The sequence below is a fragment of the Streptococcus devriesei DSM 19639 genome (assembly GCF_000423725.1).
Lineage (GTDB): Bacteria > Bacillota > Bacilli > Lactobacillales > Streptococcaceae > Streptococcus > Streptococcus devriesei.
Genome location: NZ_KE384084.1, coordinates 706653 through 726111, shown reverse-complemented (window position 1 = coordinate 726111; position 19459 = coordinate 706653). Strand labels below are relative to the sequence as shown.

Sequence of the window (19459 nt, the reverse complement as noted above, 5' to 3'; positions counted from 1 at the left end):
AATAGAAGTAATCATAATAAAAGGAAATCTAATGAAAAAAGGAATCTTTATTTCGTTTGAAGGCCCGGATGGTGCTGGGAAAACGACGGTTTTGAAGGAAATTTTGCCCAGCCTGAAAAAAATGACTGAAAACGATGTGCTGGTAACACGTGAGCCGGGCGGAGTCAGTATTGCTGAGAGTATTCGGGATGTTATCCTTGATGTTAACCATACAAATATGGATGATAAAACCGAACTCCTGCTTTATATAGCTGCCCGCCGCCAGCATCTGGTTGAAAAAATCCTGCCTGCACTCGAAAAGGGAAGCCTTGTTATGGCGGATCGTTTTATCGACAGCTCAGTAGCCTATCAGGGTTACGGCCGAGGATTGGATACGGCAGCCATCACCTGGCTGAATGACTTTGCAACAGACGGCCTAAAACCTGACTTAACACTTTATTTTGACGTTGATTCAAAAATCGGGCTGGCCCGCATTGAGCAAAACAAGGAGCGGGAAGTCAATCGGCTTGATTTGGAAAAGTTAGATATGCACCAGCGTGTTCGTTCGGGCTATTTAAAATTGGCTGCTGAAAATCCTGAGCGCATAGTAACGATTGATGCCGGCCGTCCGCTGAATGAGGTGGCTGAAGAAGCCTTGCTTCTTATTCAGCAGAGGTGTTTAGAACATTAAAGTGACGATTGATATGGAATTAGAAAAGCTGCAGCCTAAAATTTTTCAAGAATTTAAGCACATTTTAAAATCCGATAGGTTAAGCCATGCCTATCTTTTTTCGGGAGATTTTGCCAGCTTTGAGATGGCGCTTCTTTTGGCACAGAGCCGCTTCTGTGAAGCCCCGGCAGATGGTCTTCCCTGCGGTAAATGCCGTTCCTGCCGCCTGATTGCCGCCAATGATTTTTCCGATGTCAGGGTGGTGGAACCCAGCGGACAGCTGATCAAAACGGAAACCGTTCGCGGCCTCTTGCGGGAATTTTCCAGTTCAGGTTTTGAAGGGCAGTCACAGGTCTTTATTATCCGCGATGCTGATAAGATGCATGTCAATGCTGCCAATAGTCTGCTGAAATTTATAGAAGAGCCGCAGAGCGATTCCTATATTATTTTACTAACCAGAGATGACAGTAAAATCCTGCCAACCATCAAAAGCCGTACACAAATTTTTCATTTCCCTAAAAATACGGTTTATTTGGCCAAGAAGCTGGAGCAAGCAGGTCTGCTTAAAAATCAGGCGGAAATTCTAGCTGATTTGGCTAAAGATTGGCCCCAAGCAGAAGAATTTGCACAAAACAGCAAGGTTTTAGATTTGCTCAAGGCTTGTGAGCGTTTTGCAGCCCTTTTATTTAAGAGCAAGGATCTTGCTTTCTTAGAAGCAGCACGTTTGGCTCAGGCAGCCAGTGATAAATCTGAGCAGGAGTGGGCTTTTGAATTGCTGACTCTGCTCTTGTCGAAACATTATGAAAAAAGAGCTGCTCTGGACTGCTTAGAAGCTGTGTATCAAGCTAAGCAAATGTGGCTCAGCAATGTCAATTTTCAAAATGCACTAGAATATATGGTGATCACATGATAGAAGTAATTGGTATTAAATACGAAAAAACAGGCCGTATCAATTATGTGCTGCCTGATCAAACCTATCAAAAAGAGGACTATCTCATTGTCAAAAAGCATAAGGGCAGCCATCTGGCTCAAGTCGTTCAGACTAATTTTGAAATGTCTACCGATAAGCTGCCTGACACTGAGCAGATGGACAGAGCTGTAAGGAGAGCAGAAGCTGCTGATATTGAAACCTATCATAATAATCTGAAATTAGCAGAAAACAGTTTTTCTAAGGTGAGAGACCTGATTCAAAAAAATCAGCTTGAGATGAAGCTGATTGACATTGTCTTTCCCTTAGAGCGTGAGCAGGTTCTCATTACCTTTGTTGCAGAGCACCGTGTCGACTTCAGGCAGCTTTTGAAAGATCTGGCCAATCTTTTTAAGGCCAGGATTGAGCTGCGCCAGATTAACAGCCGTGAAGAAAGTAAGATTTACGGCGGCTTGGGCCCGTGCGGCCGAGCCCTTTGCTGTTCAAGCTTTCTAGGTGAATTTCCGCCGGTCTCTATCAAAATGGCCAAAAATCAAAATCTGTCTTTGAATTCCGGCAAAACAACCGGAATCTGCGGCCGGCTGATGTGCTGCCTGAGTTTTGAGGATGATTTTTACAGAGAATCCAAGGAAAAATTTCCGGATTTGGGAGCCAGCGTAGAAACCCAAAACGGTCAGGGCATTGTTGCAGGGATTGATGTGATTTCAGAAACGGTCAAGGTGCGTTTTGAGGAAAATCCAGGCCTTTTGACCTATGCTTTAGAGGAGGTTAGGGTCAATGGATAAAAAAGATTTATTTGCTGCATTTGATGGTTTCTCGCAAAATCTGATGGAGACCTTGGCTGAAGCCGAAGCCTTGAAAAAACAAGTTCAGGATCTGGTGGAACAAAATGCGGCGCTGCGTTTGGAAAACAGCAAGCTCCGTGACCGCCTGAGCCAGTTCAGTCAGCTTGAAGAAAGCGAGTCCGGCAATAAAGGCATTAGTTCCAGAAAAGAAAATCTTGAAAATATTTACGAAGATGGTTTTCATATCTGCACCTTCTTTTATGGGCAGCGCCGTGAAAATAATGAAGACTGTGCCTTTTGCATGGAATTATTGTACCGAGAGTAGAAGTGATGCAAGTACAAAAAAGTTTTAAAGAAGAATTAAGCTGCGGGACGCTCTATCTGGTTCCGACCCCTATCGGCAATCTTGATGATATGACTTTTCGGAGCATTGAGGTGCTGAAGACTGTTGATATGATTGCGGCAGAGGATACGCGAAATACGGGGCTTTTGCTCAAGCATTTTGATATTGCTACCCGTCAGATGAGTTTTCATGAGCACAACGCCTTTGAAAAAATTCCTGAGTTGATTAGCTGTTTAAAAGAGGGAAAATCTCTGGCTCAGGTCTCTGATGCAGGGATGCCCTCTATTTCTGATCCGGGACATGATCTGGTCAAGGCCGCTGTAGCAGAAGGCATTCCTGTGGTTGCCCTGCCTGGGGCTTCAGCCGGGATTACGGCTCTGATTGCAAGCGGCTTAGCTCCCCAGCCTCATGTTTTTTACGGTTTTTTGCCCCGTAAATCCGGTCAGCAAAAATCTTTTTTGGAGGCTAAAAAGCGCTATCCGGAAACCCAGATTTTTTATGAATCGCCCTACCGCGTTAAGGAGACCTTGGGCAACATACTGGCTGTCTATGGTGATAGGCAGGCAGCCTTGGTCAGGGAACTAACCAAACTCTACGAGGAATATCAAAGGGGAACAGTTTCTGAGCTCTTAGATTATATTGCTGAAACTCCTCCAAAAGGTGAATGCCTTCTTATTATCTCTGGCTATGAAAAGCAGGAGAATGAGCAGCAGCTCAGTGAGGCTAATCTTAAAGATTTAGTTGAAGAATTGATTGGGAAAGGAATGAGGCCTAATCAGGCTATTAAAAAAGTAGCTAAAGACAATAACTTCAATCGTCAGGAACTTTACCAGATTTACCATGGATTAGACAGTTGAGGCTAGATCCGGAGAAACCTGTGAAAGGAAAATTTTCTCAGTTCGATTGAAGAAATTGCTCGGATTTGGACCAGAGAAGGCGGCAGTGCTGTCTAATCAGGAAAATATCCGGCTAAATCTTGTTTTAATTGGCTTAAAAGTGCTGTCTTTTAATGAGATGGCTTTTTTAAATCCTCTTAGGCATAAAAGCTTTAGAAAAATGAAATTAGTTTACAACATTCTGAAAATTTGTGATATAATTTACTTACTTTAAGGAGGTATCAGATGACAATTTACAATTTCTCTGCAGGTCCTGCAGTATTGCCAAAACCTGTTCTTGAAAAAGCACAGGCTGAGTTCTTGGATTATAATCACTCAGGGATGAGTGTTATGGAATTATCTCATCGCTCCAAAGAATTTGATGACATTATCAAGAACGCTGAGCGCCTGCTCCGCGATTTGATGGCTATTCCTGATAATTATAAGGTGCTTTTTTTACAAGGCGGAGCGTCAACTCAGTTTTCAATGCTGCCGCTCAATCTCGCCCGCGGCCGCAAGGCTTATTATGTGGTAGCAGGTTCCTGGGGGAAAAAAGCCTACGCGGAAGCTGTGAAATTGTCCGAAACGATTCCTTTTGAACCGGTTCTATTGGCTTCATCAGAAGATACGGTCTACGACCATATCCCGGAAATTGACAGCCAGCAAATTGATAAAGATGCAGCCTATGTCCATATCACAACCAACAATACGATCGAAGGAACAGCTATTTATGACCTTCCTGAAACCAACGGTGTGCCAATCGTAGCCGATATGTCTTCTAACATTTTGGCTGTTCGCTACAATGTCGCTGATTTTGGCCTCATCTATGCGGGAGCTCAAAAAAATATCGGACCTGCCGGGGTAACCATCGTGATTGTCCGTGATGATTTATTAAATGATGAGCCTGTGCTGTCCAGCATGCTGGACTACCGTATTCAGGCAGATGCTGGTTCCCTTTACAATACCCCGCCAACCTACGGCATTTATATTGCTAAATTAGTCTTTGAATGGGTTAAGGAGCTGGGCGGCGTTGACGCTATGGAAAAGATTAACCGTGAAAAGTCTGGTTTGCTCTATGACTTTATTGAACAATCTGACTTTTACAGCAGCCCCGTCAAAAATCCTAAAGATCGCTCGGTAGCCAACATTCCGTTTGTCACTCCAAGTAAGGATTTGGATGCTGAATTTGTTGCTCAGGCCGATGCTTTAGGCTTCAAAAATATCAAGGGCCACCGCAGTGTCGGAGGCATGCGTGCCAGCCTTTACAATGCTTTTCCGCGCCAGGGAGTGCTGGATTTGATTGACTTTATGAAGACCTTTGAAAAAGAAAACAAGTAAAAGTTTTAATAAGCTTTAAACATCGGCCTCAGAACGCTCATACAGGCTGATTTAAAAGCAGAACAACACGTTTTGAACACATGATTACTGAACAGCATCAGCTGATTCAAAAAAGTAGGTAGAAAAAATGGAAATTAGATTAGCTTTTCCAAATGAAGTGGATCGTATCATGGCTATCATTGAGGAAGCTAGAGAAGAAATGGCTTCTTATGGGAGCGACCAGTGGCAGGGAGATTATCCTAATCAAGACATCATTTTTGAAGATATTTTAGAAGGGCGCGGCTATGTTGCCCTTGATGAGGGACAAATTGTGGCCTATGCGGCAGCTATTGACGGACACGAGGACGCTTATGATCAGATTTATGAGGGTCAGTGGAAGCATAAGAACCGCCGTTATATAACCTTTCATAGGATTGCTGTAGCTAGTTCTTACCGCGGGCAGCAGGTTGCTCAGACCTTTCTTCAAGGCTTGATTGAAGGCTATGCAGGGCATGATTTTCGTTGCGATACCCATGAAAAAAATAAGGCTATGCAGCATATTCTGGAAAAGCTCGGCTTTGTCTATTGCGGAAAAGTTCCTGTAGACGGTGTCAGACTGGCCTATCAAAAAATAAAAACGAAAAGTGAAAACAGTCTCTATCAAGAAATTGACGAATAATTGAGATCGGACTTTCTGACCTGCTTGGCCGTCGGTCAGGGTCAGATTCTAGTAGAAAGGGAGACGCCAAGGATTTTCCAAGGCATGAACAAGTATGGTATTTAGTGTAAGAACATTTAACAATATTAATCAAATCGGGTTAAAAGAGTTAGGCAATGGTTTTCAAATTGACGGAGATTTGAAAGACAATCCGGATGCCTATATTATTCGGAGTGAAAATCTTCATAATGCTGATTTTCCGGATAACCTGAAAGCTATTGCCCGTGCGGGTGCAGGAACTAATAACATTCCCATTGATGAGGCTACTGCCAAGGGAATTGTCGTTTTTAATACGCCCGGTGCCAATGCCAATGCGGTCAAAGAGGCTGTCATTGCATCACTCCTCTTATCTGCGCGTGACTACATCTCTGCTAACCGTTGGGTTAATACTCTGACAGGTGATGATGTGCCTAAGCAGGTTGAAGCTGGGAAAAAACAATTTGCAGGCAGCGAAATTTCCGGAAAAACACTGGGAGTTATCGGTCTTGGTGCCATCGGTGCCCGTATTGCCAATGATGCCCGCCGTCTGGGTATGAATGTGCTGGGCTATGACCCTTACGTTTCTATTGAAACTGCTTGGAACATCTCCAGTCATGTCAAACGTGTCAACGATTTGAACGACATTTTTGAAAACTCAGATTACATCACCATCCACGTTCCTTTGACAGAAGATACCAAGGATACTTTTAATGCAGACAGTTTTGGTCTGATGAAAAAGGGAACGGTTATCATTAATTTTGCCCGCGGTGAACTGGTAAATAATACAGACCTGTTTGATGCTCTTGAAACAGGTGTTGTCAGACACTACTTTACCGATTTTGGAAGCGAAGAACTGCTCAATAAAGAAGGCATCACTGTCTTTCCGCATGTCGGCGGCTCTACTGCAGAAGCGGAGCTCAACTGTGCTATTATGGCCGGACGAACTATCCGCCGTTTCATGGAAACCGGCGAAATTACAAATTCTGTTAATTTCCCTAATATGCACCAAGCGCTGACAGCACCTTACCGGATCACATTAATTAATAAAAATGTTCCTAATATTGTAGCGCGTCTGTCAACTGCCGTTTCTAATCTGGATATTAATATTGATAATATCCTCAATCGTTCAAGAGGAAACTACGCTTATACAATTCTTGACCTTGATGAAACTGACAAGGCCAAAATTGATGAGCTGGTTGCTAATTTTGAAGCCAGTGACAATATTGTCCGTGTCCGCTTGATTAAGGGAAAGAGCAAGGCCGCTAAATAAACAGCTGAAAATAAGGGTGATGGTTAGTTCGATTGTGACCTAACATCACTCTTTTTCTATAATTGTTTGACCTCAGACAGGAGCAGCAAAAAGGTTAATATTATTTGATGTTTGACTGAACGTTTGTGTTCAAAGCAAAAGGAGGCTGCTAATGACCCTATACAAGCAAATCTATCACTCTCCTTTGGGAGACTTGTCATTGGTTGCCGATAGTCAAGGACTTATCGGTGTCTGGTTTGTCGGTCAAAAATATTTTGAACAGGGTATAAATAACGACGCAATTTTAGAAGCTGATAACACTGTTTTAAGTCAAACAAGGCAGTGGCTGGATGCCTATTTTGCCGGCGAAAATCCCAAACAAGGGGAGCTTTTGCTGTCTCCTCAGGGAACACCTTTTCAAAAACAGGTCTGGCAGGTGCTGCGGGAAATTCCTTTTGGTCAAACAATGACCTACGGCGACATTGCTGAGAGAATACACTGCCATTCTGCTCGGGCGGTCGGCGGAGCTGTTGGCCGCAATCCATTAAGCATCATCGTTCCCTGCCACCGGGTGCTGGGCTCCTATGGTCAGATAACAGGCTATGCCAGCGGTACAGACAAAAAAATATGGCTCTTGCAGCATGAGGGTGTTAAACTCTTGACAAGCAGCCGTTCTTCTCGTTAAGATAGAAAAGAAAGGAGAAATAATGCTTGTATTTTATGAATACCCTAAGTGCAGTACTTGCCGCAAAGCTAAGGCAGAGCTGGATCAGCTGGGTCTTGCTTATCAGGCCGTTGATATTAAAAAGAACCCACCGCAGGCAGATCTGATCAAAGATTTGATTGCAAGCAGCGGGCTGGAACTGAAAAAATTCTTTAACACGTCCGGTCAATCCTACCGTGCACTGGGCTTAAAAGACAGAATAGATCAGCTCAGTCTTGAGGAAGCTGCTGATTTATTGGCTGGTGACGGTATGCTGATTAAGCGTCCGCTTTTGATCAAAGATGGCAAAGTTTTACAGGTCGGCTATCGAACGCATTATGCAAATCTCAGCTTTTAAAAGCCGAGATTTTTCTTTCCCTTGGGTTTCATGCTATAATGGAAACAAGGAGAATTGGAGTTGTTATGGTCTTATCGAAAAAACGGGCTCGCAAGGTTTTGGAAGAAATTATTGCTCTTTATCCGGATGCCAAGCCCAGCTTAAATTTTAAAAATCATTTTGAACTGCTGATTGCTGTTATTTTATCAGCTCAAACGACGGATGCCGCTGTCAATAAGGTAACACCAGATTTGTTTGCAGCCTATCCAAAGCCCGGTGATCTGGCAAAGGCTCAGCTGAAAGATATTGAGTCCTACATTTCTAAAATTGGCCTTTACCGCAACAAGGCAAAATTTTTGAAAGACTGTTCGCAGCAGCTGATGGACAGATATGGGGGAGAAGTGCCCCATACGAGAAAAGAGCTGGAGAGTTTATCGGGTGTCGGCAGAAAAACGGCTAATGTTGTTATGAGTGTCGGCTTTGGATTTCCGGCTTTTGCTGTTGATACTCACGTCAGCCGCATTTGCAAGCATCACGATATCGTTAAAAAATCGGCGACGCCTTTGGAAGTGGAAATGCGCGTTACAGAAGTTTTACCGCCCGAACTCTGGCTGTCTGCCCATCAGGCGATGATTTATTTTGGCCGGGAGATTTGCCATCCCAAAAATCCTGAGTGTCACAATTATCCTCAGCTCTATGATTTTTCGGATTGTTAATTTTAGCGTGTATTCATATAAAAAAGATTGAGACAGACCGCATGATGCAGTTTTATCTCAATCTTTTTGTCTTTAAATAAGTCTATGTGATATGGGGAAACTTGTTACAAGTCAATCTTTATCATAATCGGCGTGTGATCCTGCCGCGTTCCGGAATCGATCATTTCAGATTTAAGGACTTTATCGGCGATGCGATTGCTGGTCAGCCAATAATCAATTCTCCAGCCTGAATTGTTGATTTTGCTGGTCTTGCTGCGCTGAGCCCACCATGAGTAAACATCAGGAATGTTGCCGTGTATGTAGCGGAAAGTATCCGTAAAGCCTTTGGCTAATAAATTGGTGAATCCGGCACGTTCTTCGTCTGTAAAACCTGGAGAGCGGCGATTGCTTGAGGGATGAGCCAGGTCAATTTCCTGATGGGCAACATTGTAGTCGCCTGCGGCTAAAACAGGTTTTTGCCTATCCAATTCTGCCAGGTAATCAGCATATTTTTCATCCCAAATTTGTCTTTCTTCCAGCCGTTTCAGACCATCACCGGCATTAGGCGTGTACACTTGAGTCACAAAAAAGTTATCAAATTCAAGCGTGATGATCCGGCCTTCGGCGTCCATAGTTGCCGGAGCGCCAATATCAGGATAAGTAACTGTGGGATTAAGCTCTGATTTATAAATGAACATCGTACCGGCATAACCTTTGCGTGCAGGCTCTACAGAAGAGCGCCAGGCAATATCATAGTCAGCAAAATAGTTCTTAAGGATTTCCAAGTGCTTCTTGGTCGGCCCCTTAGCAGGTAATTTTGTTTCCTGGATAGCAATGATATCAGGCTTTTTCTCAGCTAAAGTATCAATCACCGCACGTGAAAGCAGCGCCCGATCTGAATCGCTGGTCAGAGCAGCGTTAAGCGAGTCAATATTCCATGAAATGAGTTTCATAAGTATGATACCAAGAACATATCCCCGTCTGATAAACTGTGGGAATAAGAGTTTGGGACGAAAGCCCTGACCTCTTAATTTATCCGGTCTTAAACGGTTGACACAGTGGTTTATATGTTCAATCTTTCTAATTCATTTTCTATAATTGTATCAAAAAATAGGTCTCAGAGCGACTGAAACAGTCTGAGCTGGCGTTTTAGCCGGTATTAAATGCTTTGTGAGAGGCTCTTAGCTGTCCTGTGAGCGGCCGCCTATTCCAAGAGCACTCATTTCTTGCTGAATCATACGGTAGACAGCCTCCCAATCCTTGGATTTATTGATGTCAAAGTCATCCGTCTGAATCCTCATTTTAGGGCTGTAATCATAGCTGTCGTACCAGTCCTTGTAGTTGCGATGCAGGAGCTGGTAGTAATCCAGAAGACCGTTATCTTTTGTCGGCTGCTCAAAGGAACGGCCGCGTTTTTTGATGTTATTTATGATGTGATCAAAACTGCCGTCTAAATAGATTAACAAATCCGGTGCTTTCTTAGGCAGCCCCTTGATCTCTTCCATCATATTGTCCAGAAGTTCCAAATAAATCTGATATTCCTGCTGGCTGATACTTCCCTGTAAGGTATTGATATAGGTAAAGAGCGCATCTTCATAGATAGAGCGATCCAAAACATTATTGTCCTCATGATAGGCGCTTTTGATGGATTTAAAGCGTTTATTTAGAAAATAAATCTGCAGAGCAAAGCCGTATTTTTCAGGGTCTTCATAGTATTTGTCTAAAATAGGATTGTTATCGACAGGTTCAAAAAAGGCCTGCGTTCCCAAACTTTCGGCAATACGGGATGTGTAAGTTGTTTTTCCGACACCAATCATCCCAGCTAATATAATCACGATTGTAAAGCACCTCCAAATAAGTCAAGTCTTTTGCTGTTTAAACAGACAGCTATGACATCTAAAAAGATTATTAAAAAATATCGCCACAATATATTGTACAGCAATTAATATAATAACACTACATATTGTATTTAATCAAGTATTAAATCACATTAATTTTAGGACCTGCTAAATAAGGCTGCAGTCTTTCATGACAAGCTTAGCTAAAGACACTTAAAAGCGAAAAAACAATTAAAAAATTCTGATAAATTAGGCTGTAAGTATGGTAAAATAAAAGAGTAATAAATTATTAAGGAGTCCAAGATGAAACAAAATGAATGGCAACAACAGTTTCGGGCGGCAAACGGCCGCGAGCCCAGCCAAGAAGAATTTCAGGCAGCTTTTCAGAGAGGAGAATTTACAGCGTCCCGTCAGCAGCCGAAGAAAAAAATGAAGACCTCAACCATTGTTATCATCAGTTTAGTGTCAGTCTTTGCTGTACTGCTCTTGATTGCCGGCGGTGCTGCAGCTTATTATTACTATTCCGGCAATATAGACGGTACTTGGGAACGGGTGTCTTCCTCGTCTTATAGCTCTAAAAAGCATAAGTGGATTGATGCTGATGAAGAAAACGAAAAAGCTAAAATCAATTATCATCAATTTTTAGAAGTTGAAAAAGGCTCCCTAAAGACTTATTCTTACTATAAGCTTGAGTATAATATGGAACTGCCTGATACGGACTCTGAGTATGAGGAACTTTTTAGCAGTGCCAGAACCACTTATACTGGGCATATAAGACCGACACATAAGGCTGATATTTGGAAAAGAGAAATTCGGATGTCTATTTCTCAAAAAGACTTTGTCAGTGACTTGAACCGCTATATTGACGATTACATTAAAACGAAATATCTCTCCGACAGTGATCTGCAGGAGACGAAGAAAGGCTATGAAAAAGATTTTAAGAATCAAAAAGCAAGAAAGATAACCTACCAGAAAAAAGGTGATCGCTTAACCCTCAAGGCTTATAATAAAAAAGGAAAACTGACAGACAAAACAACCTATGTCAAGCGGACAGGCAAGGCAGCCAATAAATTACACAACACTTATAAAAAGATTGAAGATAAGGAACGTCAGCTTATAAAAAAATACAATAATTATTAAAGAGCGGTCTGAAAAGAGCAGGAAAAGCACAATTGATTTTATTGATTGAGCCCGTGTCCTGCTCTTTTTATTTTCTGATAAGGCTGGAGCCGTCAGGCTGTTTTTAATTTTGAGCTTTCATAATGGGCAATTTATGCTATAATAAAGTGTTATCAAAAAGAGGTTTCATCTGCCTCAAGGAGAAAGGAAACGAATGTAAAAGCAACTGGTTTAGCAGCTAAAAGTTCCGTCTTTTTCTGCTTTTTGATTAAAGCTGCCTTTGGCTTGTTTTTACGTTCTTGGTATCTTAAACATGAGTGATAAAAAGCCATTCTATATCACGACACCGATTTATTATCCGTCCGGTAAACTTCATATCGGTTCGGCCTATACGACTATTGCCTGCGATGTTTTGGCACGCTACAAGCGCATGATGAACTACGATGTCTTTTATCTGACCGGGCTTGATGAGCACGGTCAAAAGATTCAGCAAAAGGCTGAAGAAGCCGGCGTCACGCCTCAGGCTTATGTGGACGGTATGGCAGTAGGTGTTAAGAAGCTTTGGCAGCTCCTTGATATTTCTTATGACAAGTTTATCCGTACGACTGACGATTATCATGAAAAAGTAGTGGCTGATGTCTTTGAAAAATTGCTGGCACAGGACGATATTTACTTAGGCGAATACTCAGGCTGGTATTCTGTTTCTGATGAAGAATTTTTCACCGAAAGTCAACTAGCAGAAGTCTTTCGCGATGAAGCCGGCAATGTAACAGGCGGGATTGCACCGTCTGGTCACGAGGTAGAATGGGTATCAGAAGAGTCTTATTTCTTGCGTCTGGGCAAGTATGCTGATCGCTTGGTAGACTTTTTCCATGCGCATCCTGACTTTATCCAGCCTGACGGCCGTATGAATGAGATCATTAAAAATTTCATCGAGCCTGGTCTGGAAGATTTGGCGGTGTCACGTACCTCCTTTACCTGGGGAGTTAAGGTGCCTTCAAATCCTAAGCATGTTGTTTACGTTTGGATTGACGCTCTTCTCAACTATGCGACAGCGCTTGGTTACGGTCAGGAAGATCATGCTAATTTTGATAAATTCTGGAACGGTACGGTCTTTCACATGGTTGGTAAAGATATTCTGCGTTTCCATAGTATTTACTGGCCTATCATGCTCATGATGCTGGATATGAAATTGCCTGAACGCCTTATTGCCCACGGCTGGTTTGTCATGAAAGACGGCAAAATGTCTAAATCAAAAGGCAATGTTGTCTATCCGGAAATGCTGGTAGAGCGCTACGGACTAGATGCTCTTCGCTATTATCTCATGCGTTCCTTGCCGGTCGGCTCAGACGGAACTTTTACGCCTGAAGATTATGTCGGCCGTATCAATTATGAATTGGCAAATGATCTGGGAAATCTTCTCAATCGTACCGTGGCTATGATTAATAAGTACTTCGACGGTGAAATTCCAGCTTATGCTGAAAATGTCACTGAATTTGATGCCGATTTAGCAGCAGTCGCAGCGGAGAATCTGGCTGAATACCACAAGCAAATGAATGCTGTGGACTATCCGCGTGCGCTTGAAGCCGTTTGGAACATCATCTCTCGTACCAACAAGTATATTGATGAAACGACGCCTTGGGTGCTTGCTAAAGATAATGACAAGCGTGATGAATTGGCAAGTGTTATGGCGCATCTGGCAGCCAGTCTGCGCGTGGTGGCTCATCTCATTCAGCCATTTATGATGGAAACCTCAAATGCTATTATGGAACAGCTCGGCTTATCCGGGCAATTTGACCTTGAAAATCTGACTTTGGCCAATTTCCCAGAGGGAATCAAGGTAGTCGCTAAGGGGACACCCATCTTTCCGCGTTTGGATATGGAAGCTGAAATTGACTACATCAAAGAACAAATGGGTACCGGCTCTGCTATTGCCCAAGAGGAAGAAGAGGAATGGGATCCAAGCCAAGTCGAGCTCAAAAACGAAAAGAAGACCGTTAAATTTGAAGACTTTGATAAAGTTGAAATCCGTGTCGCAGAAGTCAAGGAAGTTTCAAAGGTTGATGGTTCAGACAAACTGCTTAAGTTTCGCTTAGATGCCGGTGATGGGGAGGATCGCCAGATTCTCTCCGGTATCGCTAAATTTTATCCAAATGAACAAGAGCTGATCGGAAAGAAAGTCCAGATTGTTGCCAACCTCAAACCTCGCAAGATGATGGGGCTGCTCAGTCAAGGCATGATTCTTTCTGCCGAACACAATGGCAGCTTGAGTGTTCTGACCGTTGATTCAAGTGTGCCTAACGGCAGTCAAATTGGCTAGAATGATTTCATTTATCAAAAAGTAACATTTTGTTATGATACTTTCCTTAGGTAGCACGGACGGCAAAACCAAACGCCAAGGCTATGGCTCCTGACTAGGTTTTGCATTAGATTGCCGTTAGAAATAATATCGATTTCTAACGGCAATCGTCATAGCGATTTCCTTCGGAATTCCATACCTAAGTTCAAGATACAATGGGCGTCTGCGGATAAAGGCAAAATAGGGAGTGCGATGCGGAATCGTTAAGATTCTAGGCGGACTCATCTTTTTGCCACAATCCGCAGCCCGTGTTCAATTAAAATTTGAGCCTAGGTCTCAAAATCTCCGAGAGGCAGAAATTCACTGTTTCTGCCTCTTTTGCTACATCAGGAAGTATCAGATTAGGCTTCGCTCATTTCTATATCATCTTACAAAAACGAAAAGTGATACTATTCTATGATGAAATTTTAGAGAGAATTTAGTTTTGAGAGTTTGTCTATAATCTGACATCAGCAGAAATTTTCTGCTGATTTTTTGTTGTAGGCCTAGTTTTATTGTCGAAGGATTATTTAATTGTAATTCTTCTAAATAAGCGTATAATAGAGATAGAAGATATTTAGAATGATTCTAAATAAATTATTGTTTAACAGTCAGGAGCAACCTATAATGAATTTGAAAGATTATGCTAAATCAATTGTTTACGGCGGTTTGGATGGGATTATTACGACCTTTGCTGTAGTTGCCGGTGCAGTAGGAGGGAAACTTGGGACGATGACCATTATTATTCTGGGATTCTCGAATCTACTGGCAGATGGTTTTTCCATGGCTATCGGGGATTACTTGAGTTCAACAACGGAAAAACACACGGATAATAGGCAGGCTGTTAAAAATGCCTTGGCTACCTTTCTTGCTTTTAATGGTTTTGGCCTCCTTCCTTTGCTGTCCTATCTGCTCATCGAGCGGATTGGGCTGTTTCGGGATTATACCTTCCTTCTGGCCTGTCTCCTAGTTGCTTTGGCTCTGGTCTTGCTGGGAATAGTGAAGGCTGCCATTACTCACCAGTCAAAACGCAAAGAAGTTGTACGCACAGTGACGGTCGGGCTCATTGCAACTTTTGTGGCCTACTATGTTGGTTATTTATTGGGGCTGTTGGCCTGACAGGTTCACAGAGTGAGATTCAATCATTTCTTAGAAATGTCTGAATCTCACTCTTTTCTTGTAAAGATACAGATTTTCGGCTTGAGGCTATAATCATTGGGGACAGCAGTATTTTTAATGATTGTTTTTGTGTATATCTGAAATAATGTATAATAGTAGCAGATTCAGTTAGGGAGAAAAGTTTCAGTATAAGAATGTTTCTTACGGGGATCATAAAATAGCTTATTTTCTATGAGTTGCTGAGCAAGCTATGAACTATAAATCGGAGGTAGACATGAACGCAAAACAACTATGGAATCAGTATAAAACGCTCAACCCGGCTATCGGCAATGCTATTGATGCCTGGGCTTTTGGAGCAGAACCCGATTTGCTGGCACAGCTGGTGCTGAAAGGAAGGAAAACGGCAACGGCTTCAGCCTATGATTTGTATGAAGCAGACCATGAACCCCTGCCTCAGGAAGGCAGTTATGATGTTATTTTGGACAGTCATGATGAGGCTGTCTGCATCATTGAAATCACTAAGGTCACCATTCTTCCTTTTGAAGAGGTGTCAGCTGAACACGCCTTTAAAGAGGGTGAAGGGAATCGTACTCTGGCTTGGTGGCGGGATATTCATCAGCAGCTTTTCACGCAGTGGTTTAAAGAGGCAGGGCTGACGTTTACTCAAGACAGTCTGGTTGTTCTCGAAGAGTTTCGCCTAGTCTACGCTCCCTAATTTAACAAATGATTGGAAAAGTGCTATAATGAAATGAACATTTTTGTTGTATTATTTTTTACAAAGGACATTTTATGAATAACTATGCTATTATTCTTGCTGCGGGCAAGGGTACTCGAATGAAATCAGATCTTCCCAAAGTCTTGCATAAGGTTGCGGGAATTACAATGTTAGAGCATGTTTTTCGCAGTGTTTCTGCTTTGAATCCTGCAAAAAGTGTAACAGTTATCGGACATAAGGCGGATCTTGTTAAAGATGTTTTAGCAGATCAGTCTGATGTTGTTATGCAGACAGAACAGCTGGGAACAGGCCATGCTGTTATGATGGCTGAGGAAGAATTGGCTGGTTTGGATGGGCAAACCCTCGTGATTGCCGGAGACACTCCGCTGATTACGGGAGACAGCCTGAAAAATTTGGTGGATTACCACAGAAATCATAAAAATGTAGCTACGATTTTAACGGCAGAAGCCGCTGATCCGTTTGGCTATGGCCGGATTATCCGCAATCAAAATGCGGAAGTCACTAAGATTGTTGAGCAAAAGGATGCGTCTGAGTTTGAGCAGCAGGTTAAAGAAATTAATACAGGTACTTACGTCTTTGACAATAAACGCCTTTTTGAAGCCTTGAAAGAGATCAATACGGATAATGCTCAGGGGGAGTATTACCTAACAGATGTCATCAGCATCTTTAAAGCCGCTGATGAAAAAGTCGGTGCCTATAAGCTTCGTGATTTCAATGAAAGTTTGGGAGTCAATGACCGTGTTGCCCTTGCTAAAGCTGAAGAAATTATGCGCCGGCGCATTAACCGTGCTCACATGGTTAATGGTGTTACCTTTATCAATCCGGACAGCACCTATATTGATGCTGATGTTGCTATTGCACCGGATGTTGTGATTGAGGCGAATGTCACCCTCAAAGGACAGACAAAAATTGCCTCAGGAGCAGTTCTGACCAATGGTACTTATATTGTAGATTCGGCTATTGGTGAGAATGCTGTGATTACCAATTCCATGATTGAGTCTTCGCAGGTTGAGCGCAATGTTACTGTGGGGCCTTATGCTCATCTGCGGCCGGATGCTGTCTTGGAAGAAAATGTTCACGTAGGAAACTTTGTTGAGGTCAAGGCCTCAACTCTGGGCAAGGACACAAAAGCAGGGCATCTGACCTATATTGGCAATGCCGAAGTTGGCCACGATGTCAACTTCGGTGCAGGAACAATCACGGTCAATTATGACGGTCAAAAGAAGTACAAGACAAAGATTGGCAACCATGTCTTTATTGGCAGCAATTCAACGATTATTGCACCGCTCCAAGTAGGAGACAATGCTCTGACAGCGGCCGGGTCGGCTATTCACAAGGATGTTCCGGCAGACAGCGTTGCGATTGGGCGCAGCCGTCAGGTCAATAAGGAAGGCTATGCCAAGAAAAAGCCTCACCATCCAGATAATAATTAGGAGATGTTCATGGAATTCGAAGAAAAGACCATCAAGCGTCAGGAGATTTTTGATGGCCAGATTTTTAAAGTTGCGGTTGATGATGTTGAGCTGCCCAATCAGTTGGGAACAGCAAAACGTGAACTGATTTTTCATCGGGGAGCCGTTTCTGTTCTGGCTGTTACGCCGGACAATAAATTGGTTATTGTCAAGCAGTACCGTAAGGCAATTGAAAAAATCTCTTATGAAATTCCGGCAGGAAAGCTTGAAATTGGTGAAAACGGTGGTGAAAAAGCAGCAGCCCTGCGTGAATTAGAAGAGGAAACTGCTTATACAGGGGATTTGGAGTTGATTTATGAGTTCTATACGGCTATCGGATTTTGCAATGAAAAAATAAAGCTTTATCTGGCTACAAACCTTAAAAAGGTTGCAAATCCTCGTCCGCAGGATGAGGATGAGGTGATTGAACTGCTGGAATTAACTTATGACGAATGCATGGAACTGGTGGCATCAGGAGATATTGAAGATGCTAAAACCCTGATTGCTCTGCAGTATTTTGCCTTGCATTTTAATAATAAATAGAGGAAATGTTATGGGAAAACCGCTTTTAACAGATGAAATGATTGCGCGTGCTAATCACGGCGAAAAATTTGATGATAAAGAGGATTTTGATCCGGAAAAAACCATTGTCATTCATACAGACAAAGCAGCTGTTTCTGATTATAGCAAGAGTGACATTGACAGTGACTATGATGACGATTTTGATTTTGAGGATTATGATGAAGATCCTATCATCAAAAGCCGTCGCATTGAGAATGCTAAGCGCGGCGAATTTCAGTCTAAACTCAATTGGATTTTAATCGGTATTGCCTTGCTTTTGGCTGTTCTTATTTACGCAGTTTTTAAACTCTAAAGGAAAAGAAAATGAAAATCGGAATTATCGCGGCTATGGATGAAGAACTAAAACTTCTCCTGGAAAAGCTGAGTCAAAAGACAGAAGAGGTTTGCTTGGGGCGGACCTATTACAGCGGCCGACTGGGCAAACATGATGTTGTCCTTGTGAGAAGCGGTGTCGGCAAAGTGATGAGCGCTATGAGCGTCGCTGTTTTAGCCGATCGTTTCGCTGTTGAGGCGCTTATTAATACTGGTTCTGCCGGAGCTTTGGCGCCGGATTTAGAGATTGGTGACGTTGTGGTGGCAGATAGGCTTGCCTACCATGATGTTGACTTGACGGCTTTTGGCTATGCTTTTGGGCAGATGTCAGAACAGCCTCTTTATTTTGAATCTGACAAACATTTTGTGGCTGTTTTTGAAAAAGTTCTGGCGCAGCATCACATCAAGAGTAAGGTGGGATTAATTACCAGCAGTGACTCCTTTATGGCTGGTAAAGATAAAACTGATTTTGTAAAAGAGCATTTTCCGCAAGTGGAAGCCGTAGAAATGGAAGGAGCCGCAGTGGCACAGGCAGCCTCCGCAGCTCAGCTGCCTTTTGTAGTTATTCGTGCCATGAGCGATACCGCAGCGCACGATGCCAATCTTACTTTTGACGAATTTATCCTGGAAGCCGGCAAGCGTTCTGCCCAGGTTCTTCTGGATTTTTTGGATGTTTTATGAGTGTGATCCCAATCAAAGGACTGAAAACAGCAACTGCTTGGCTTGGCTGTGGCTTGGCACTTGGAGCAGGAGGGTTAGTCACAGGAGCAATTAGCGGAGCTGGTGAATATTTAGTATCATGTTGGTAAGGAATCAGTTATGAAATATTTTTTGATAGGTGTCATCTCATTTATAATTTTGGCGATAGTTTTGTTATATGTGGCTTTATTAAATTAAAAAAATAAAAGCTAAGGTATGTCAATTTCCTACGTCTCCGTTTAGGCGTCGAGGTATTTTTCTGAGAATCTGGGATATAATTCAAAGATCCTGAGGGCAGTTGTTCTCAGGATCTTTATTTGGCTGTCGAAATTAGTTTTGCCCAACCTCTTGATTTGAAAAGTTTAAATAAGATAAGAAAAATAGTCAGAAAATTTGCTCTTTTTTTAGGGCTCATTATCAATTTCATTAAATGAGCAGCATTGGTCTTGTGCAAGAAAAAGTTAAGCGATAAAATATAACATAAATTTTTCACGGAAATTTTTAGAATCACTACAGATTTTATGGATAACCTGATGAAGAATTTAAATGTACAAGCTTGCTGTGAAATGTTAATAGCATTTTAGTTATCAGGAGTTGAAAAATGGCTATATAGTTTATTAAAAAGTAAGGACTAAAATGGAAATAACAATAGATATCATTAATGCAGTAGTTATTATTGCCATGTTT

Annotated in this window: 20 protein-coding genes and 1 pseudogene; 19 read left to right on the top strand and 2 right to left on the bottom strand. The window is 42.4% G+C overall.

Annotation, left to right across the window (positions count from 1 at the left end):
* The first annotated feature begins 31 nt into the window (after positions 1–31).
* The 11 genes from tmk to nth all read left to right on the top strand — a co-directional run bounded on the left by tmk (position 32) and on the right by nth (position 8599).
* On the top strand, positions 32–670 hold the full coding sequence (gene tmk / locus G573_RS0109710; RefSeq protein WP_027976548.1) for a dTMP kinase: 639 nt from the start codon (positions 32–34) through the stop codon (positions 668–670).
* Between the two features lie 13 nt (positions 671–683).
* Positions 684–1559 (top strand): DNA polymerase III subunit delta', encoded by an 876-nt coding sequence (locus G573_RS0109705; RefSeq protein WP_027976547.1) that lies wholly within the window; start codon positions 684–686, stop codon positions 1557–1559.
* The gene (ricT, locus tag G573_RS0109700; protein WP_027976546.1) at positions 1556–2362 is read left to right on the top strand and encodes a regulatory iron-sulfur-containing complex subunit RicT; all 807 of its coding nucleotides are present in this window, start codon (positions 1556–1558) and stop codon (positions 2360–2362) included. The genes G573_RS0109705 and ricT overlap by 4 nt, the downstream gene beginning before the upstream one ends.
* The gene (gene yabA / locus G573_RS0109695; RefSeq protein ID WP_027976545.1) at positions 2355–2687 is read left to right on the top strand and encodes a DNA replication initiation control protein YabA; all 333 of its coding nucleotides are present in this window, start codon (positions 2355–2357) and stop codon (positions 2685–2687) included. The genes ricT and yabA overlap by 8 nt, the downstream gene beginning before the upstream one ends.
* A gap of 5 nt (positions 2688–2692) precedes the next feature.
* Positions 2693–3562, top strand: coding sequence for a 16S rRNA (cytidine(1402)-2'-O)-methyltransferase (rsmI, locus tag G573_RS0109690; RefSeq protein ID WP_027976544.1), 870 nt, complete (start codon positions 2693–2695; stop codon positions 3560–3562).
* Positions 3563–3826: 264 nt separating this feature from the next.
* A complete protein-coding gene (serC, locus tag G573_RS0109680; RefSeq protein ID WP_027976542.1) occupies positions 3827–4918 on the top strand; it encodes a 3-phosphoserine/phosphohydroxythreonine transaminase in 1092 nt (363 codons plus the stop codon).
* Positions 4919–5045: 127 nt separating this feature from the next.
* Positions 5046–5576 (top strand): GNAT family N-acetyltransferase, encoded by a 531-nt coding sequence (locus tag G573_RS0109675; protein WP_027976541.1) that lies wholly within the window; start codon positions 5046–5048, stop codon positions 5574–5576.
* A gap of 94 nt (positions 5577–5670) precedes the next feature.
* Positions 5671–6864, top strand: coding sequence for a 3-phosphoglycerate dehydrogenase family protein (locus G573_RS0109670; protein WP_027976540.1), 1194 nt, complete (start codon positions 5671–5673; stop codon positions 6862–6864).
* Positions 6865–7015: 151 nt separating this feature from the next.
* Positions 7016–7528, top strand: a complete 513-nt coding sequence (locus tag G573_RS0109665; protein ID WP_027976539.1) for a methylated-DNA--[protein]-cysteine S-methyltransferase — start codon at positions 7016–7018, stop codon at positions 7526–7528.
* A gap of 22 nt (positions 7529–7550) precedes the next feature.
* On the top strand, positions 7551–7904 hold the full coding sequence (locus G573_RS0109660; protein WP_027976538.1) for an arsenate reductase family protein: 354 nt from the start codon (positions 7551–7553) through the stop codon (positions 7902–7904).
* A gap of 65 nt (positions 7905–7969) precedes the next feature.
* Positions 7970–8599 carry an endonuclease III gene (gene nth / locus G573_RS0109655; RefSeq protein ID WP_027976537.1) on the top strand — a complete coding sequence of 210 codons (630 nt, stop codon included), beginning with the start codon at positions 7970–7972 and terminating at the stop codon, positions 8597–8599.
* Between the two features lie 104 nt (positions 8600–8703).
* On the opposite strand, the gene G573_RS0109650 is transcribed toward nth, so the two are convergent.
* Both G573_RS0109650 and G573_RS0109645 read right to left on the bottom strand, forming a co-directional pair.
* Positions 8704–9531, bottom strand: a complete 828-nt coding sequence (locus G573_RS0109650) for an exodeoxyribonuclease III (protein ID WP_027976536.1) — start codon at positions 9529–9531, stop codon at positions 8704–8706.
* Positions 9532–9759: 228 nt separating this feature from the next.
* Positions 9760–10413 carry a deoxynucleoside kinase gene (locus G573_RS0109645; protein WP_027976535.1) on the bottom strand — a complete coding sequence of 218 codons (654 nt, stop codon included), beginning with the start codon at positions 10411–10413 and terminating at the stop codon, positions 9760–9762.
* Positions 10414–10719: 306 nt separating this feature from the next.
* Between G573_RS0109645 and G573_RS0109640 the strand changes: the two genes are divergently transcribed.
* From G573_RS0109640 to G573_RS0109605, 8 genes and pseudogenes are all read left to right on the top strand, one after another.
* Entirely contained in the window at positions 10720–11556 is an 837-nt protein-coding gene (locus G573_RS0109640; RefSeq protein ID WP_027976534.1) for a hypothetical protein, read from the top strand.
* 292 nt (positions 11557–11848) lie between these two features.
* Positions 11849–13855: a methionine--tRNA ligase gene (metG, locus tag G573_RS0109635; protein WP_027976533.1), complete on the top strand. Its 2007-nt coding sequence runs from the start codon at positions 11849–11851 to the stop codon at positions 13853–13855.
* 645 nt (positions 13856–14500) lie between these two features.
* Positions 14501–14992 carry a VIT1/CCC1 transporter family protein gene (locus G573_RS0109630; protein WP_027976532.1) on the top strand — a complete coding sequence of 164 codons (492 nt, stop codon included), beginning with the start codon at positions 14501–14503 and terminating at the stop codon, positions 14990–14992.
* 274 nt (positions 14993–15266) lie between these two features.
* A pseudogene (locus G573_RS0109625) lies at positions 15267–15744 on the top strand (ASCH domain-containing protein).
* A gap of 37 nt (positions 15745–15781) precedes the next feature.
* On the top strand, positions 15782–17161 hold the full coding sequence (glmU, locus tag G573_RS0109620) for a bifunctional UDP-N-acetylglucosamine diphosphorylase/glucosamine-1-phosphate N-acetyltransferase GlmU (protein WP_027976530.1): 1380 nt from the start codon (positions 15782–15784) through the stop codon (positions 17159–17161).
* A 9-nt stretch (positions 17162–17170) separates the two neighbouring features.
* The gene (locus G573_RS0109615) at positions 17171–17722 is read left to right on the top strand and encodes an NUDIX hydrolase (RefSeq protein ID WP_027976529.1); all 552 of its coding nucleotides are present in this window, start codon (positions 17171–17173) and stop codon (positions 17720–17722) included.
* A gap of 10 nt (positions 17723–17732) precedes the next feature.
* A complete protein-coding gene (gene macP, locus G573_RS0109610) occupies positions 17733–18053 on the top strand; it encodes a cell wall synthase accessory phosphoprotein MacP (RefSeq protein WP_027976528.1) in 321 nt (106 codons plus the stop codon).
* Between the two features lie 11 nt (positions 18054–18064).
* Positions 18065–18754 carry a 5'-methylthioadenosine/adenosylhomocysteine nucleosidase gene (locus G573_RS0109605; protein WP_027976527.1) on the top strand — a complete coding sequence of 230 codons (690 nt, stop codon included), beginning with the start codon at positions 18065–18067 and terminating at the stop codon, positions 18752–18754.
* Positions 18755–19459 lie beyond the last annotated feature (705 nt).

Bases quoted from the DNA above. Each gene is read 5' to 3' on its own strand.
- tmk (WP_027976548.1), top strand. From the start codon at position 32: ATGAAAAAAGGAATCTTTATTTCGTTTGAAGGCCCGGATGGTGCTGGG.
- G573_RS0109705 (WP_027976547.1), top strand. From the start codon at position 684: ATGGAATTAGAAAAGCTGCAGCCTAAAATTTTTCAAGAATTTAAGCAC.
- ricT (WP_027976546.1), top strand. From the start codon at position 1,556: ATGATAGAAGTAATTGGTATTAAATACGAAAAAACAGGCCGTATCAAT.
- yabA (WP_027976545.1), top strand. From the start codon at position 2,355: ATGGATAAAAAAGATTTATTTGCTGCATTTGATGGTTTCTCGCAAAAT.
- rsmI (WP_027976544.1), top strand. From the start codon at position 2,693: ATGCAAGTACAAAAAAGTTTTAAAGAAGAATTAAGCTGCGGGACGCTC.
- serC (WP_027976542.1), top strand. From the start codon at position 3,827: ATGACAATTTACAATTTCTCTGCAGGTCCTGCAGTATTGCCAAAACCT.
- G573_RS0109675 (WP_027976541.1), top strand. From the start codon at position 5,046: ATGGAAATTAGATTAGCTTTTCCAAATGAAGTGGATCGTATCATGGCT.
- G573_RS0109670 (WP_027976540.1), top strand. From the start codon at position 5,671: ATGGTATTTAGTGTAAGAACATTTAACAATATTAATCAAATCGGGTTA.
- G573_RS0109665 (WP_027976539.1), top strand. From the start codon at position 7,016: ATGACCCTATACAAGCAAATCTATCACTCTCCTTTGGGAGACTTGTCA.
- G573_RS0109660 (WP_027976538.1), top strand. From the start codon at position 7,551: ATGCTTGTATTTTATGAATACCCTAAGTGCAGTACTTGCCGCAAAGCT.
- nth (WP_027976537.1), top strand. From the start codon at position 7,970: ATGGTCTTATCGAAAAAACGGGCTCGCAAGGTTTTGGAAGAAATTATT.
- G573_RS0109650 (WP_027976536.1), bottom strand. From the start codon at position 9,531: ATGAAACTCATTTCATGGAATATTGACTCGCTTAACGCTGCTCTGACC.
- G573_RS0109640 (WP_027976534.1), top strand. From the start codon at position 10,720: ATGAAACAAAATGAATGGCAACAACAGTTTCGGGCGGCAAACGGCCGC.
- metG (WP_027976533.1), top strand. From the start codon at position 11,849: ATGAGTGATAAAAAGCCATTCTATATCACGACACCGATTTATTATCCG.
- G573_RS0109630 (WP_027976532.1), top strand. From the start codon at position 14,501: ATGAATTTGAAAGATTATGCTAAATCAATTGTTTACGGCGGTTTGGAT.
- glmU (WP_027976530.1), top strand. From the start codon at position 15,782: ATGAATAACTATGCTATTATTCTTGCTGCGGGCAAGGGTACTCGAATG.
- G573_RS0109615 (WP_027976529.1), top strand. From the start codon at position 17,171: ATGGAATTCGAAGAAAAGACCATCAAGCGTCAGGAGATTTTTGATGGC.
- macP (WP_027976528.1), top strand. From the start codon at position 17,733: ATGGGAAAACCGCTTTTAACAGATGAAATGATTGCGCGTGCTAATCAC.
- G573_RS0109605 (WP_027976527.1), top strand. From the start codon at position 18,065: ATGAAAATCGGAATTATCGCGGCTATGGATGAAGAACTAAAACTTCTC.